The organism is Pedobacter sp. 01N310 (assembly GCF_056399805.1).
Genome location: NZ_JBFTSB010000001.1, coordinates 992,369 through 1,007,364, shown reverse-complemented (window position 1 = coordinate 1,007,364; position 14,996 = coordinate 992,369). Strand labels below are relative to the sequence as shown.

Here is a 14,996-nt window from a genome sequence, read left to right as displayed (position 1 = left end):
GGATATTAAAATGATGTTTCAGCTATACGTTTATAATTTTTAATTGCTTTAATAATTCCATTTACAATTTCATTTTGCCCTTCAGGAGAATTCATATAATCTTCTTCATCTGGATTACTCACGAAACCAATTTCAGTTAACACAGCAGGCATAGCAGCACGGGCCAATACCGCAAGGCTTTTCTCTTGTACGCCTCTGTTGATCCGGCCTGCATTAACATATTCTTGTTGAAGCATTGAAGCAAACTTTAAACTCCTATCTCTATTGGTTTGTTTCATTAACGATAACATGATGTCACTTTCGGGGGTATTTGCAATAAACCCTTCATAGTTTTTCTGATAATTTTCTTCCAGAAACATCGAAGCATTTTCTCGTTTGATCACCTCATCCTGCTCACCTAAACGGCGAGTTCCCGACACGAAGGTTTCTGTTCCCCTCGTTGAAGTGCTTTTAGAAGTAACGGTTCTATAAACAGGTACTTTTCTGCCCCTTACTTTTTTATAGTAATCTACCACCCTCGATACCCTAACCGGCATATCATTTAAGTGGATAGAAATAAATAAATCGGCTTTTGCATTATTTGCAATATTGATACGCTCGTATAAAGGAATAAATACATCCGACTCGCGGGTATAAATAACTTTGATATCTTTCAAACTATCTTGAAGCGCCCGGCCAAGGTTCAATGCCGTTTTAAGCGCCACATCTTTTTCCTTCGAATACACACCGTGGGTTGCACCATCTTTACCACCGTGACCGGCATCGATCACAATTGTTTTAATTTTATATTCTTGTGCAAACACCTGATTATCAACTGAATTTGATAACACTAAATAAATAATAACTGTTAAAATGGATTTAAGATACATCAATGGTATATTTTTCACTAATTTTGAACGTTTTTGATTAAACATTTGTGCAAAAATAACATTCAAATACGAATTTGAAACTTCTTAAGAGCTCTATTTTACTAATATCTGTCATTTTATTAACACTTGTTGTTGGTAAAGCTAACGCATTTTCTCATTTTTCATTGCAACAAATCATCCAGCAAGACACAACCAAAAAGGATACGACTAAAAAGACAGGTAAAAATAATAGCAGTATCGACCAGAAAGTAGAATACAAAGCGGAGGATTCGGTAAAAATGAGTGCCGATAAAAACATTGTGTATTTATACGGTAACGCAAGGGTGGTATACGGTGATTTTGAGCTAGATGCGGCTTATATCAAATACGATAAAAAGCAAAATTCCATATTTGCGCGAGGCATTAAAGATCCAAAAACGGGTAGGTATACCGGAAAACCAATCTTCAAATCGGGTGCTGATGGAACAGCCATAGCCGATTCTATTTTTTACAATTCAGAAACAACCCGGGCTAAAGTATATGGTGTTTTTTCTGAACAAGAGGGAGGTTTCTTCTCTGGTGGGCAGAGTAAAAAGCAAATAGATGATGAGCTGCACATTAAAAATGTAATGTACAGTACCTGTAATCTACCTCACCCGCATTTTGGATTAATGATTTCTAAAGGGGTGGTAACAGAGAAACAGATTATTACCGGGCCGGTTTACATGATTATCGAAGATATCCCCACTTTTCTGGGGCTACCTTTTGCTTTTTTTCCAAAACCTAACAAACGAACATCGGGTGTAATCCTTCCCACACCAGGCGAAGATGCAACCAGGGGTTTTTTCTTACAAAACGGTGGTTATTATCTCGGATTGAACGATTATTGGGATGCCAAATTAATGGGGTCGATTTACACCAATGGTTCTTATGAAACTAGTGTATTGAGTAATTATACTAAGAGATATAAATACAATGGTAACATTAATTTAGCTTATTCAAGTTTTAAAGATGGTTTAGAAGGTACCGAGGCATTTAGAAACCCAACCAAAAACTTTAGTATCAATTGGAGCCATAGTCAAAATGCCAATGCCAATCCAGGTACTACATTTAGTGCCAGTGTGAGATTAGTATCAACAGGAAAAAGGGGATACTATAAAAATACTGCAGCAGGTACTACTTACGACATTAATACCATCGCAACCAATTCAACAAGTAGCAGTATTAGTTATGCGAAGGCCTATTCGAACGGGATGAACTTCTCTTTGGCCGCATCAAGTGATCAGACTTTAAGTACAAGAGCGATATCGTTAAGGCTGCCAGAAATGACATTCAACGTACCTACATTTAACCCATTTCGACCTAAAGATGCAGTCGGTGAACAAAAATGGTATGAAAAAATAACCGTTGGCTATAGCTTGCAGGGAACCAACAGAATTGATACTTTTGATAGTTTGTTGTTCCAAAATGATGGTTTAAAGCGATTAAGAAGCGGATTTTCACATAGTATTCCGGTAAACATGTCTTTCACTGCCTTAAAATATTTAAACTTTAGTTTGGGTGGTACCTATAATGAGGTTTGGAATTTCCAGAGTGTAAATAGAAGATATACGCAGTTTGCCGACAATACATATACTTTTAGAGAAGATACCCTCAGTGGGTTTAAAAGAGCGGGCAGCTACAGCCTATCAACCAGTATGTCGACTAAAATTTATGGAAGAAGAGATTTTAATCCAGCTGGCAAAATCCAGGCGTTGAGGCATGTAATGACTCCAAATGTTTCCTTCTCTTATTCTCCGGATTTTACCAAAGCAGGGGCGGGGCCATATAGACCTGCCATAGACCAAAATGGTAATCAAATTTATACCAGTGGACAACCTTTAAAATATTCCATTTTTGATGGTATGGCACAGCCGGGCTCTTTTGGCGGCCCTAATGCTTCCATTGGTTTCGGCTTGGACAATACCGTGGAACTGAAGGTGAGGAATAAAAACGATACGACCGGAACAGGCTCAAAAAAGATCCCGATTATTCAAGGTTTGAGTTTTAGCGGTTCATATAATTTCCTGGCTCCTTCTTATAAATTATCAACCATTGGTTTTAGTGGGCGGTCGCAGTTTACCGATAAATTGGGGATAAATTATAATGGAACGTTAGATCCATATGCTTTAAAAGACACAACGGTTAACGGTCAAATCACTAAAATAAGAGAGGATCGTTTATTTTTCCAAAAGAACAAATTCCTGCCACGTTTAACTAACTTTGGCTTCTCATTCGATTATAGTTTAAATCCAGAGGCATTAAAACGCAAAAATGAGGCTAATGATAAATTAGGCGAAGCAGCCAATAAAAAAGGATTAACCGATATACAGTCAGAACAATTAGCGGCTATAAGTCGTGATCCAAATGCTTTCGTTGATTTTAACATTCCCTGGAATTTCTCTTTCTCTTACAGTTTTCAATATTCGAATGACGGGAACAACAATACAATTTCGAATACACTAAACTTTAATGGCGATGTTAACTTAACACCAAAGTGGAAAGTTACTTTTAACTCAGGTTACGATTTTAAGAACAATGGCTTAACCCCAATGAATTTAGCTATTTACCGCGATTTACATTGTTGGGATATGAGTGTAAACTGGGTTCCATACGGTGCTTACAAAAGTTATTCTCTTACCATAAAAGTTAAGGCATCAATACTACAGGATTTGAAATTGAGCAAAAGACAAGGTTTTTACAGCACATACCGATAAATTATGCTAGCCGAAATTATTACCATTGGTGATGAGATTCTCATTGGCCAAATCGTTGATACCAATTCTGCCTGGATGGCTAAACAGTTAAATTTAATTGGCGTTTCCGTTAAGCAGATTACTTCAGTTTCTGATGATGAGCAACATATTATTGAAGCCCTTGATCTTGCCGAAAAGCGTGCAGATATTGTTTTAATTACTGGTGGACTAGGCCCGACCAAAGATGATATTACCAAGAAAACCTTGGCAAAGTATTTCAATATGGGCTTTCGCAATGATCCCGGAGCATTGGAAATGGTTCGTCAGATTTTCGAAAAATACAAACGCCCTTTATTAGATATCAATATTCAGCAAGCTGATGTTCCTGATGGTTGTGAGGTTATTGTAAACAAAAATGGTACTGCGCCTTGCATGTGGTTTGAACAAAATGACACCATTTTTGTATCGATGCCAGGTGTGCCTTACGAAATGATGTACCTGATGGATGACGAAATTCTGCCCAGAATTACGAGCAGATTTAAGCTGCCGTTTATTGTACATAAAACTATTCTTACGGCAAATATAGGCGAATCATTTCTGGCCAAAGAGGTCGAGGAAATTGAAGATAGCTTGCCAGCACACATCAAATTGGCTTATCTGCCAAAATTAGGACAAGTACGTTTGCGCTTATCGGCCAAAGGCGATAACGAAACAGCGTTACAAAAAGAGGTTGAGCTTTACGCCAAACAGATCATTTCAAAAGTAAATAAGTTTGTAGTAACAGATGAAGATATTCCCTTGGAAAAAGCGATCCTGAATCTTATGAAAAGCAAGGGTTTAACTTTATCTACAGCAGAAAGCTGTACTGGTGGATACATAGCGCACCTGATTACGCAGCACCCAGGTTCTTCTTCGGTTTATTGGGGCGGGGCGGTAGCCTATGCATACGAGCTTAAAGAATCTATTCTTGGTGTAAAAGAAAGTACTTTAAATACCTTTGGCGCCGTGAGCGAACAAACCGTTGCAGAAATGGCCGAAGGTGCAATTAAACATTTCAAAACAGATTACGCTATTGCGGTTAGTGGCATTGCCGGTCCAGATGGTGGAACTGAAGACAAACCAGTTGGCACGGTATGGATCGCAATTTCTTCAAAACACAAAACTGTAGCTAAGTTGTTTAATTTCAGTAACAAACGTATTCAAAACATCGAACGTTCTGCAGCATCGGCACTTGCCATGTTATTAAATCTCCTTAAAGAAACAGTTTAGAAAGAATAAAAACTGTATTTTTGTAGCATTACCAATATAAAATACTGTAATTTAATATGGCTCAATACGAACTATTGTTACCAAAAATGGGTGAAAGTGTTGCGGAAGCAACGGTGATTAAATGGGTAAAACAACCAGGTGATTCTATTGATTTAGATGATACCATTCTGGAAATCGCTACTGATAAGGTAGACTCTGAAGTTCCTTCTCCGGTTGCCGGTAAATTGGTAAAACAGTTATTTGCTGCAGATGAAGTTGCCCAGGTGGGCGATGTAATTGCCATTATTGAAACTGAAGGTGGAGAAACCGCTACTACAGAAGCTCCGGTTATAGAAAAGCCAATAGCTGAAGAAAAAATTGAAACTATTCCTGGAATTGCACAACTGCCATCAGAAAACACTACTGTAGCAACTGATTTTAGCTCGTCTGACCGCTTTTATTCTCCTCTGGTTAAAAGTATTGCTGCACAAGAAAATATTTCGTTAGCCGAGCTTGATGCGATTAAAGGTTCTGGTGCTGATGGACGGTTAAATAAAGATGATCTATTAGATTATATCGCCAATAAAAATGGTGCAGCGCCAATCTTAACTAAAACAGTTAGTATAACAGCGCCTATTCCGCCAACAAACCAAACGGCTGAAAATAAAACAAGTTCGGCCCCAATTGTAAATAAAACATCAACAACCAGTGTTAGTGGTGGCGACGAAATTATAGAAATGGATAGAATGCGTAAACTGATTGCCGATCATATGGTAATGAGTAAAACAACTTCACCGCACGTAACTTCGTTTGTTGAAGCTGATGTAACCAATATGGTTTTATGGCGTAATAAAGTAAAAAATAGCTTCGAGAAGCGTGAAAATGAAAAAATAACCTTTACACCAATATTTGTAGAGGCCGTTGCCAAAGCGATAAAAGATTTTCCGATGATCAATGTTTCGGTTAACGGCACGCAAATTATCAAAAAACGCGATATCAATATTGGTATGGCTGCCGCTTTACCAAGTGGTAACCTAATCGTTCCTGTAATTAGAAATGCCGATCAATTAAATTTAGTTGGCTTAACAAAAGCAGTTAATGATTTGGCTGCAAGAGCAAGAAACTCTAAATTAAAGCCTGATGAAACACAAGGCGGAACCTTTACATTAACCAATGTAGGTAGTTTCGGCAATGTAATGGGTACACCAATTATTAACCAGCCTCAGGTAGCTATTTTAGCTGTTGGCGCCATTAAAAAGAAACCAGCTGTTTTAGAAACTGAACATGGCGATGTGATTGCAATTAGACATATGATGTTCTTATCTTTATCATACGACCACAGGGTTGTAGACGGTTCTTTAGGGGGAATGTTTGTGCGTAGAGTAGCAGATTATTTAGAAGGCTGGGACCTGAACAGAGAAATTTAGTCAGTTTACAATTAACTTTTTCAGTTGATGTAATGTCAACAATTAAACAATTTACCAGTTTAACAATCAATAATGTTAGCTTCAAATTTAAAATCGATAGTTTCGGATAATGTACTGCATGCCAAATGGTTAAATACGTTATCTTATATGGAAAATGCAGGTGCAAAGAAGATTTCAGCTTCAGAGCATAAAGAAAATGTAAACCTGATTATTCTTAAACACGCTGCAGAAGAGCATCGTCATGCTTATTATTTAAAAAAGCAGATTTCGAAGATTGACGAAGCACTTTGTAAAACTTACTCCAATGCCGAGTTGTTATCTCCAAACCATACAAAATACTATTTGCATGCTTTAGATATTGCGGTTTGTCGTTATTTAAAAGCTGTATTCAGCCTTTCCGGTTACGATTTAAAATTCGCTGCCTATTTATTTGTTACCTATGCAATTGAAGTGCGTGCCGATGAATTGTATCCAATTTATCAAACGGTTTTAGATGAAGCAAAAAGCAAGGTAAATGTTAAATCGATTATATTAGAAGAAGAGGGCCACTTAGAAGAAATGATGAATCAACTGGTTAGTTTTTCCGATGATTGGGAAAATCATGCAGCTGAGGTAATCAAAATCGAAAAAGCTTTATTTGAAAGTTGGGTTGCTGCCTTAGCTGCAGAACTGCCGATAAGTGCTTAATTGAATAATTAATCAATCAAATTCGTCATCTCGACTGAAGCATAGCGGAGCGGAGAGATCTATTATAGATTTAGCTTCGCTGAGCACTTCGTGGTTCTCAACTATGTTGCACTTCGTTTGAAATGACGATTTTTCGTTAAAAACCAATCCAGTTTATCTTTGTTTCTAAATAAACACAAATATCATGGCTAAGTTTTCAGATTTAATTAACGGTGATAAACCTGTTCTTGTTGATTTTTTTGCCGAGTGGTGCGGTCCTTGTAAAATGATGAAGCCAATTTTAGAGCAGTTAAAATCTCAGGTTGGCGATGCTGTTTCTATCATTAAAGTAGATATCGATAAAAATCAACCAGCTGCTACTTCTTTTAATATTCAAGGCGTACCTACTTTAATTCTCTTTAAAAACGGAAAACAGGTGTGGAGACAAAGTGGTGTTTTACAGGCGTCGCAGTTGAAACAGGTAATTGATGCTCACGCCTAAACTTCTACCACACTTTTAGGCGTTACTGCAAAAATGCGTTCGTTTACTTTCGGATAAACCGTATAAAGTCCGGTAAATAAACTAAATGCAGGCAAAACGGCGTAGTCTTTACCAAAATAGAAGCATGGGAATTTTAATCTTTGCTTGGCTTTGCCCACAATGGTTACACCTGGATGGATATGGCCGCTGATGGGATATAATTCTTCTTCCATACCATTTGGAGCATCATGAATAAAGCAAAATGGCCCCAGGCAAAAACTAGGTTCATGTATTTCGATATTCATTGCAGCATAATTGGCGTCCGAAAGCCTATCATGGTTCCCCTTTACCAATAGAAAATTAAGCTCCTGGTATTGTTTTCTCCATGTAGAAAATTCATCAATATCGGTATTTAAACCATGGTGGAACATATCTCCATTAATTAGCAATGTTTTAGGATTGTATTGTTTAATCAACAAACTTAAGCGTTGAAGATCTGTTTGGGCAATGGTAGAAGGTACTTGCAAACCGGCTTGACGGAAGTGAGCAGATTTACCCAAATGCAGATCGCTTATGGCTAAAAGCTGATGTTTAGGTAAAAACAAAGCCCTTTCTTTATCTAAAATCAATTCTTCACCCTGGCTTGTAATGTTCATTTATTTCGCTTTATCGTCATCCTGAGCCTGTCGAAGGATCTTTTAAATTCCGACAGATCCCAGAAGATGCATTTATTTAATTTTCTCTGATTCCGCTTTCATCCGTATAATCCGTTGCTCCAATTCTTCTGAGCTCATATTTTCACGCAGACTATCTACCTTGATCGGGAAGGACAGCGGTGTAAAACTTTTAGGATTGGTGATTACAATTGCTCCATGCTGAATTCGATCCAACGCTGCCGCCAATCTTGGCTCTTCCAGTTGTTGGTAAAAAACTTCATCGTATGCCTGTCGCAAAAGTAAATTATGTTTGTCATAATCGCTAAAAACATTAAAAAATAAACCAGCAGATGACTGGAGGTGCTTATTGGCTACATATTTACCAGGGTATCCCTGAAAAACGAGTCCGGAAATGCAGGCAATATCCCTAAATTTCCGTCTTGCCATTTCAGTTGAATTGATACTCAACGTAATATCTTCGGTCAAATTTACAGGCGAAAAAACCTCGTAGGCAATCGATTCGTCCATGGGAATTTCTGTTTCACTCAAAAGTTCAAAACCATAATCGTTCATGGCAATAGAAAAGCTGATCGGCAACAATTTACTTAAACGATAGGCAACCAGGGCCGCCAAAACCTCATGTACCAAACGCCCTTCAAATGGATAGGCAAAGAGATGAAAACCTTCTTTATTATTAATAAGTTCGATAAGTAACTCATCATTTTTAGGTACGTGAGAACGTTTTTCCTGCAATAGAAACAGCGGATACACCGCATCTAATTCTTCATCCTGATGTGTTTTATCCAATGCTTCATTGTATTTTTTCCGTAAAACCGACCCTAAATTGGAAGAAATGGGCAAGCGGCCACCATTCCAGCTTGGAGAGATCGCATTTTTCTGTTTACTTACCCTCACCACAACAGTCATATCTTTTACCTGAATAAATTCTAAAACCCTGCCAGCCAAACGGAAATTATCGCCAGCTTTTAAACGGGTAACAAAATATTCTTCAACCATGCCGATGTAACCACCAGAGATGAATTTAACTTTTAACATTGCATCACTTACAATTGTTCCAATATGCAAGCGGTGTCGCATCGCCAATTGTCTGCTCTTTACTTTCCAAAGCCCATCTTCGTCCTTAACCACTTTCTTAAATTCGGTGTAGGCACTTAAACTGTCTCCTCCTGAGGTGATAAATTGCATTACCCAGGTCCATTCTTCAGGAAGGATAAGCTTAAAAGCATGGGTGTTCTTAATTTCCTCATAAATGATTTTATCATCAAATCCATCGCCTATGGCCAGTGTAACCAAATACTGAACCAAGGTGTCAAATACCATAATAAAGGGCTCACGGCTCTCTATATTATTTGTTTTGGCTGCTTCTTTAATCGCTGCAGCTTCTACCAGTTCTAATGCATTGGTAGGTAAAAAATATATTTTAGAGGTTTCGTGAGGGGAGTGGCCCGAGCGGCCTGCCCTTTGCAAAAACCGGGCAACACCCTTTGGCGAGCCCACTTGAACAACCGTATCAACAGGTTTAAAATCTACACCCAAATCTAACGATGAAGTAGCAATAACAGCTTTAAGCTGTCCGGTATGTAAGGCGTCTTCAATCCAGTTACGAAGTTCAAAATCTATCGATCCATGGTGTATGGCAATCCTCCCGGCCAGTTCGGGTTCGATATTCAACAAATGCTGATACCACATTTCCGATTGTCCGCGGGTATTGATAAAAATTAAAGTGGTTTTACTTTTCTCAATAATCGGTAAAAGCTTGTAGGCTAGCTTTAAACCCAAGTGCCCAGCCCAAGGCAATGTTTCGATATCATCGGGTAAAATTGATTTGATCAGGATTTTCTTTTCTAAATCGGCTTTAACAATAATCCGTTTGACCTCCATATTGGGCTCGAGTACATCTAACGCCTCTTCAATATTACCAATAGTGGCAGAAATCCCCCAAATTCTTAAAAACTGGTTTTTATCTAACTTTTGTAAACCCTTAATCCGCGATACGGCCAACTCCACCAATACGCCTCGTTTACTTCCTAAAAGCTCATGCCATTCATCAGCAACAATACATTTAAGATTTTTGAACAAAGTTGAAGCGCCTTTTTGCGCCAGTAACAAGTGCAGGCTTTCTGGCGTAATCAACAAAATTTCGGGCATCGATTTTTTCTGCTGTAATTTCTCTGCCTGAGAAGTATCGCCATTACGCACTCCCACATGCCAATCCAATTCCAGCTCCAATAAGGTTTCGCGCATGGCCCTTGCAATATCTTTCGCCAGGGAGCGGAGTGGGGTAATCCAGATTAACTGTAAACGGTCTTTCGCTTTTTTATTGTTGGCTTCAGTTGCATTTAAGGCCTCAATCACTACTGCTAAAAATAAAGAAAATGTTTTTCCGAAACCTGTAGGCGCATTTACCAAACCGCTGTAACCATCCAAATAATACTGCCAGGCATCTTCCTGAAACTGAAAAGGCTTGCGTTTATTGGTCTTTAGCCAGGCTTTTATCTTTTTATAACCTTTGGTTTTGGTTTGGTCCATGCTTAAATATCGCTGCTTTTGATGGGTTTTCTAATTATTTCTTGAAAAGGAATAACAGTAATGCTTCGGTTAGAGCAGTCCCGCCATTCGCTTTACCTTTTTTGTAATTACCGTTAAATGTTAATTTATCCATAACAAAAAAGGGTATCGCTGCTGTCGGGTTTAAAATCGTGCGGTAACCTTTCAGTTCCGATATGCACTGAACCTGCTTTCCTAATAATTATGGTTCAAAATCTTTCTATTGTTTTGTGCGTGCATCATTGTTTTAATTTCTACAAAGTTGAAGCTAACAACTGTCTCAAATCTTCCAAAGTATTAATTTCATCAGCCTTTTTATCTTTTCGCCACCGCAATATACGTGGAAAACGCAACGCTAAACCTGCTTTATGCCGTTTACTTTCAGCAATTCCCTCAAATGCAATTTCGAAAACCAGTTCAGGTTTTACGGTACGTACCGGGCCAAATTTCTCAATTGCATTACGGGTTACAAAGGCATTCACTTCTTTAATTTCTTTATCTGTTAAACCCGAATAGGCTTTTGCAATCGTGACTAAATTTTCGCCATCACGAACAGCAAAGGTATAATCGGTAAAGAAATTAGCCCTTCTGCCACTTCCTTTTTGCGCATAAATCATTACCGCATCAACCGTGTAGGGATTGATTTTCCATTTCCACCAATCGCCCCTTTTTCGTCCACTATGATAATGAGAGGTCAACTTCTTCAACATAATTCCCTCGCTGTTAATCGATCGGGATGTTTGTCTTAATTTGGCTAATTCTTCCCACGAATGGCAATTGATTACCGGAGAGATCATCACCGGACTTTCAGCTAAACCACCAATCAACCTCTCGAGTGTTTTTCGTCTTATACTTAAAGGTTCTTCTCTAAAATCCTTGGCTTCATATTCTAAAATATCATAAACAAAAAAGCCAATGGGTGCATCTTCCAATTGTTTTTTACTAATCGTTTTGCGGTTTAAACGTTGTTGCAGCGTACTGAATGATAAAACCTGTTTATCTTGTACAGCCAGTATTTCGCCATCTAAAACCACACCATCAGGCAAAACGTCGATCATAAAATGCAATTCGGGGAACTGTTCTGTAACCAGTTCTTCGCCACGGCTCCAGATAAAGAGTTCTCCATTCCGTTTTACAATCTGCCCGCGGATGCCGTCCCATTTCCATTCGGCCTGCCATTCAGAAATATCACCCAATTTCTCTGGTTCTTGCTCTAAGGCATAGGCGAGGCAAAAGGGGTAAGGCCAGGAATTATCGGTATTTACATGGATACCATTTATCAGTTCGTGAAAAGTAATTTCATAAGGATTCCATTTTCCCATTATGCTATGCATAATCTGGGCGCTATCTAAACTGCTTTGTTTAGCCAGCGCATTCACCAGCATTTTATTGGAAACACCAATCCTGAAATTTCCAGAAATCAATTTGTTAAAAATAAAACGTTCCTGTGTTTCTAGTTTATTCCATGCGCTCAGAATAAATTCTTTTTTAGTTTCATCGTCTTTACCTTCCAGATCGTGTAAATCTTCAACCCATTTATGCAATTGAAAATCTGAGGTGTTTTCGGCAGGCGGCAATAACAGGGCGATGGTTTCGCTTAAATCGCCAACATTGGCATAACTTTCGGCAAATAACCATTCTGGCGTTTCAGTAATGTTTATGGCCCAGTATTTAAGCAGTGCTGATTTAATTGGTCTTTTAGGTTTTTTACCTGTAAACAATGCGATAACCCACACCTTGTCTTTATCATCGGCATGGTTAAAATAATTAACCAATGCCGCGATTTTATCGTTGGTTTTATTGCTCAGTTCGAGCTGTTGGATCAATTGGGCAAAACGTTTCATTCTTATTTATTTTCGTTTTGATCAACCAGATCTACTTTATTTTCATCATCATCTTCTTGCCCAAATTTGGTTAACACTTCAGCGGCTTCTATGCCCGCATCATTTAAAAACCGACTAAATGCAGCCGTAAAACCATGCGTAACATATACTTTTTCCGCTCCGGTTGCAGTAATAGCTTCCATTAAGCCGGGCCAATCGGCATGATCACTCAACGCAAAGCCGGCATCAGCACTTTGCCAACGGCGATGTGCCCGCACCTGCATCCAACCAGAGCAAATACCTGTTACCGGGTGGGCTAAATTTTTGATCCAGCGGCTATCCCTCATGGCAGGTGGCACAATTACAATACCTTTCTGCAATTCATCTTTAGTGGTTTCAGGAGTAATTCTGATGGTTTTTGGAAGCTTTACGCCTGCATCAATAATCACTTCATTCAGATTAGCAATACTGTTATGTACATAAATAGGAGTATCACCAGCCAAATTTTTAATTAAACGTTGTGCTTTACCCAAGCTATAGGCAATTAATACACTTGTTTTTTGCTGTATAATATTATCGCTTACCCAATTCTTAATGCCATTAAAAACAACTTCCTGCTTTTGCCATTTGTAAACAGGTAAACCAAAAGTACTCTCGGAAACAAAAGAATGGCACTTTACAGGTTCGAAGGGTGTGGTAATACCATCATCTTCAATTTTATAATCACCAGAGATTACACAAATTTCACCTTTATAAGCTAAACGTACCTGCGCAGATCCGATAATATGTCCAGCAGGAAAAAATGAAATATTCACCCCATTGCGGATAATGCTTTCTCCATATTCCAATGTTTCTACGTTCAAATCTTCGCTGATCCTGCGTTTGATGATAGGCTTGGTTAAGGTATGGCAGAGATAGTATTTATTTCCAAAACGCACATGATCGCTATGTCCATGCGTTGTAACTGCATAATCTACAGGCCACCAGGGGTCTATATAAAAATCGCCTTGCTTACAGTAGATTCCTCTTTTGGTAAATTCTATTAATGCCATAGCTACTAAACAATAAATTTATTGTTTAGTTTTAGGTAAATATCGGCTAAATGCCCGATAATTTAAAATATCGGCTAATTACCCGATAAATAGAAATATCGGCTAAATACCCGATATTAGTTTTGAAATATGAATAATAAGTTCGATATTGTAGTATGATTTGCATTATAACAGGTGATATTGTAGGCTCAAGGAAGATTAAAGATAGCTGGTTATTAAGCTTAAAAACCGCTTTAAAAATAGTTTCCGATCAGAATAATAAGTGGGAGATTTACCGGGGCGATAGTTTTCAGGTAGAAGTTGAGCCAGAAAATGCCATCAGGGCTGCTGCTTATTTAAAAGCATCTATCAGGGTAAATAAACCTGCAGATGTAAGGATGGGTATTGGAATTGGAGATATCAAAAACAAACGGAAAAAACTTTCAGAATCCAGTGGAGATGCTTTTGTAAATTCAGGAGCGGCATTTGACAGTTTAAAACAGGCTAAGGTTAATTTAGCCATTAAAACTGATTCCGCTGATTTTGATGAGGAAATTAATGTCTTAATTAAGCTTTCGCTAATATCAATGGATAGCTGGGGAGTTGTAGCTGCCGAAATGGTAAAACTTGCCTTAGAGAACAATAACCTGTTACAAAGCGAACTGGCGGCTATTTCGGGCCGAACGCAATCATCTGTAAGCGAAGCTTTAAAGCGTGCACATTATACCGAAATTATGGAAATGGACAGGCTTTACCGTAAAAAATTGAACCAAATGATTTTAAAATAATGGATATCTATTTAATCAAGCTTATCCTAACCCATTTAATTGGAGATTTCTTTTTACAGCCAAATGCCTGGGTAAAAGATAAAGAAAGGAAAAAATTAAAATCAATAAAGCTCTATTTGCACGTGGCCATCCACATAGCTTTGATATTCCTTATTTTTTTAAACTTTGGCGTTTGGAAGGTAGCACTGTCAATAGGGGCGCTTCATTTCGTGATTGACGCTTTAAAATCGATCTTTCAGAACAAAAAAAATGCACGGATACTGTTTTTTGTTGATCAGGTTCTGCATTTTACTTCGATAATAGTGGTGTGGCACTTTTTTTATAAGGGAAGTTTAAACATCAGTTTCTTTAATGAAACCAAAACCTGGGTTTTAATTGCGGGAGCTTTATTTCTAACAATGCCTACATCTATTGTAATGCGGGTAATTATTGCCAAATGGCTTCCAGATAACCAACCGGACAGCCCGCAATCGTTACAAAATGCAGGTAAGTATATCGGGATACTGGAAAGAGTGCTGATCTTCTTGTTTATCTTAACCAATCATTTCGAAGCTGTTGGCTTTTTACTCGCAGCCAAATCTATATTTCGGTTTGGCGATTTAAAAGAAGCACACGACCTTAAATTAACTGAATACGTATTGATCGGAACTTTGTTAAGCTTTGGAATAGCCATTGTAACGGCTATGCTTATTCAAATGTTTATTGCATAAAAAAAGCAGCCCGAA

Annotated in this window: 12 protein-coding genes; 7 read left to right on the top strand and 5 right to left on the bottom strand. The window is 38.2% G+C overall.

The features are described 5' to 3' along the window. Positions 1 to 5: 5 nt before the first annotated feature. Positions 6 to 869, bottom strand: coding sequence for an N-acetylmuramoyl-L-alanine amidase family protein (locus tag AC1DNH_RS03795; protein WP_477585116.1), 864 nt, complete (start codon positions 867 to 869; stop codon positions 6 to 8). Between the two features lie 164 nt (positions 870 to 1,033). On the opposite strand from AC1DNH_RS03795, the gene AC1DNH_RS03790 reads away from it, so the two are divergent. The 5 genes from AC1DNH_RS03790 (at position 1,034) to trxA (ending at position 7,426) form a co-directional block, all read left to right on the top strand. Continuing rightward, the gene (locus AC1DNH_RS03790) at positions 1,034 to 3,604 is read left to right on the top strand and encodes a putative LPS assembly protein LptD (RefSeq protein WP_477625181.1); all 2,571 of its coding nucleotides are present in this window, start codon (positions 1,034 to 1,036) and stop codon (positions 3,602 to 3,604) included. Positions 3,605 to 3,607: 3 nt separating this feature from the next. Next, a complete protein-coding gene (locus AC1DNH_RS03785; protein ID WP_477584537.1) occupies positions 3,608 to 4,852 on the top strand; it encodes a competence/damage-inducible protein A in 1,245 nt (414 codons plus the stop codon). Positions 4,853 to 4,908: 56 nt separating this feature from the next. Further along, complete coding sequence (locus AC1DNH_RS03780; protein ID WP_477584538.1) at positions 4,909 to 6,258, top strand: dihydrolipoamide acetyltransferase family protein; 1,350 nt, start codon at positions 4,909 to 4,911, stop codon at positions 6,256 to 6,258. 72 nt (positions 6,259 to 6,330) lie between these two features. Next, positions 6,331 to 6,945: a hypothetical protein gene (locus AC1DNH_RS03775; protein ID WP_477584539.1), complete on the top strand. Its 615-nt coding sequence runs from the start codon at positions 6,331 to 6,333 to the stop codon at positions 6,943 to 6,945. A gap of 184 nt (positions 6,946 to 7,129) precedes the next feature. Continuing rightward, complete coding sequence (gene trxA / locus AC1DNH_RS03770; protein ID WP_230141269.1) at positions 7,130 to 7,426, top strand: thioredoxin; 297 nt, start codon at positions 7,130 to 7,132, stop codon at positions 7,424 to 7,426. On the opposite strand, the gene pdeM is transcribed toward trxA, so the two are convergent. The 4 genes from pdeM to AC1DNH_RS03750 all read right to left on the bottom strand — a co-directional run bounded on the left by pdeM (position 7,423) and on the right by AC1DNH_RS03750 (position 13,504). Beyond that, positions 7,423 to 8,061 (bottom strand): ligase-associated DNA damage response endonuclease PdeM, encoded by a 639-nt coding sequence (gene pdeM, locus AC1DNH_RS03765; protein ID WP_477610130.1) that lies wholly within the window; start codon positions 8,059 to 8,061, stop codon positions 7,423 to 7,425. The genes trxA and pdeM overlap by 4 nt on opposite strands. 72 nt (positions 8,062 to 8,133) lie before the next feature. Further along, positions 8,134 to 10,611 carry a ligase-associated DNA damage response DEXH box helicase gene (locus AC1DNH_RS03760; protein ID WP_477625180.1) on the bottom strand — a complete coding sequence of 826 codons (2,478 nt, stop codon included), beginning with the start codon at positions 10,609 to 10,611 and terminating at the stop codon, positions 8,134 to 8,136. Between the two features lie 272 nt (positions 10,612 to 10,883). Beyond that, positions 10,884 to 12,473 carry an ATP-dependent DNA ligase gene (locus AC1DNH_RS03755; RefSeq protein WP_477583141.1) on the bottom strand — a complete coding sequence of 530 codons (1,590 nt, stop codon included), beginning with the start codon at positions 12,471 to 12,473 and terminating at the stop codon, positions 10,884 to 10,886. A gap of 2 nt (positions 12,474 to 12,475) precedes the next feature. After that, a complete protein-coding gene (locus AC1DNH_RS03750; RefSeq protein ID WP_477583143.1) occupies positions 12,476 to 13,504 on the bottom strand; it encodes a ligase-associated DNA damage response exonuclease in 1,029 nt (342 codons plus the stop codon). Between the two features lie 155 nt (positions 13,505 to 13,659). On the opposite strand from AC1DNH_RS03750, the gene AC1DNH_RS03745 reads away from it, so the two are divergent. Further along, the gene (locus AC1DNH_RS03745; protein WP_029274320.1) at positions 13,660 to 14,271 is read left to right on the top strand and encodes a SatD family protein; all 612 of its coding nucleotides are present in this window, start codon (positions 13,660 to 13,662) and stop codon (positions 14,269 to 14,271) included. Next, the gene (locus tag AC1DNH_RS03740; protein WP_477583145.1) at positions 14,271 to 14,981 is read left to right on the top strand and encodes a DUF3307 domain-containing protein; all 711 of its coding nucleotides are present in this window, start codon (positions 14,271 to 14,273) and stop codon (positions 14,979 to 14,981) included. The genes AC1DNH_RS03745 and AC1DNH_RS03740 overlap by 1 nt, the downstream gene beginning before the upstream one ends. Positions 14,982 to 14,996 lie beyond the last annotated feature (15 nt).

Excerpts from the sequence above, each read along its gene's own strand:
- AC1DNH_RS03795 (WP_477585116.1), bottom strand. The coding sequence starts at position 869 with ATGTATCTTAAATCCATTTTAACAGTTATTATTTATTTAGTGTTATCA.
- AC1DNH_RS03785 (WP_477584537.1), top strand. The coding sequence starts at position 3,608 with ATGCTAGCCGAAATTATTACCATTGGTGATGAGATTCTCATTGGCCAA.
- AC1DNH_RS03780 (WP_477584538.1), top strand. The coding sequence starts at position 4,909 with ATGGCTCAATACGAACTATTGTTACCAAAAATGGGTGAAAGTGTTGCG.
- AC1DNH_RS03775 (WP_477584539.1), top strand. The coding sequence starts at position 6,331 with ATGTTAGCTTCAAATTTAAAATCGATAGTTTCGGATAATGTACTGCAT.
- trxA (WP_230141269.1), top strand. The coding sequence starts at position 7,130 with ATGGCTAAGTTTTCAGATTTAATTAACGGTGATAAACCTGTTCTTGTT.
- pdeM (WP_477610130.1), bottom strand. The coding sequence starts at position 8,061 with ATGAACATTACAAGCCAGGGTGAAGAATTGATTTTAGATAAAGAAAGG.
- AC1DNH_RS03760 (WP_477625180.1), bottom strand. The coding sequence starts at position 10,611 with ATGGACCAAACCAAAACCAAAGGTTATAAAAAGATAAAAGCCTGGCTA.
- AC1DNH_RS03755 (WP_477583141.1), bottom strand. The coding sequence starts at position 12,473 with ATGAAACGTTTTGCCCAATTGATCCAACAGCTCGAACTGAGCAATAAA.
- AC1DNH_RS03750 (WP_477583143.1), bottom strand. The coding sequence starts at position 13,504 with ATGGCATTAATAGAATTTACCAAAAGAGGAATCTACTGTAAGCAAGGC.
- AC1DNH_RS03745 (WP_029274320.1), top strand. The coding sequence starts at position 13,660 with ATGATTTGCATTATAACAGGTGATATTGTAGGCTCAAGGAAGATTAAA.
- AC1DNH_RS03740 (WP_477583145.1), top strand. The coding sequence starts at position 14,271 with ATGGATATCTATTTAATCAAGCTTATCCTAACCCATTTAATTGGAGAT.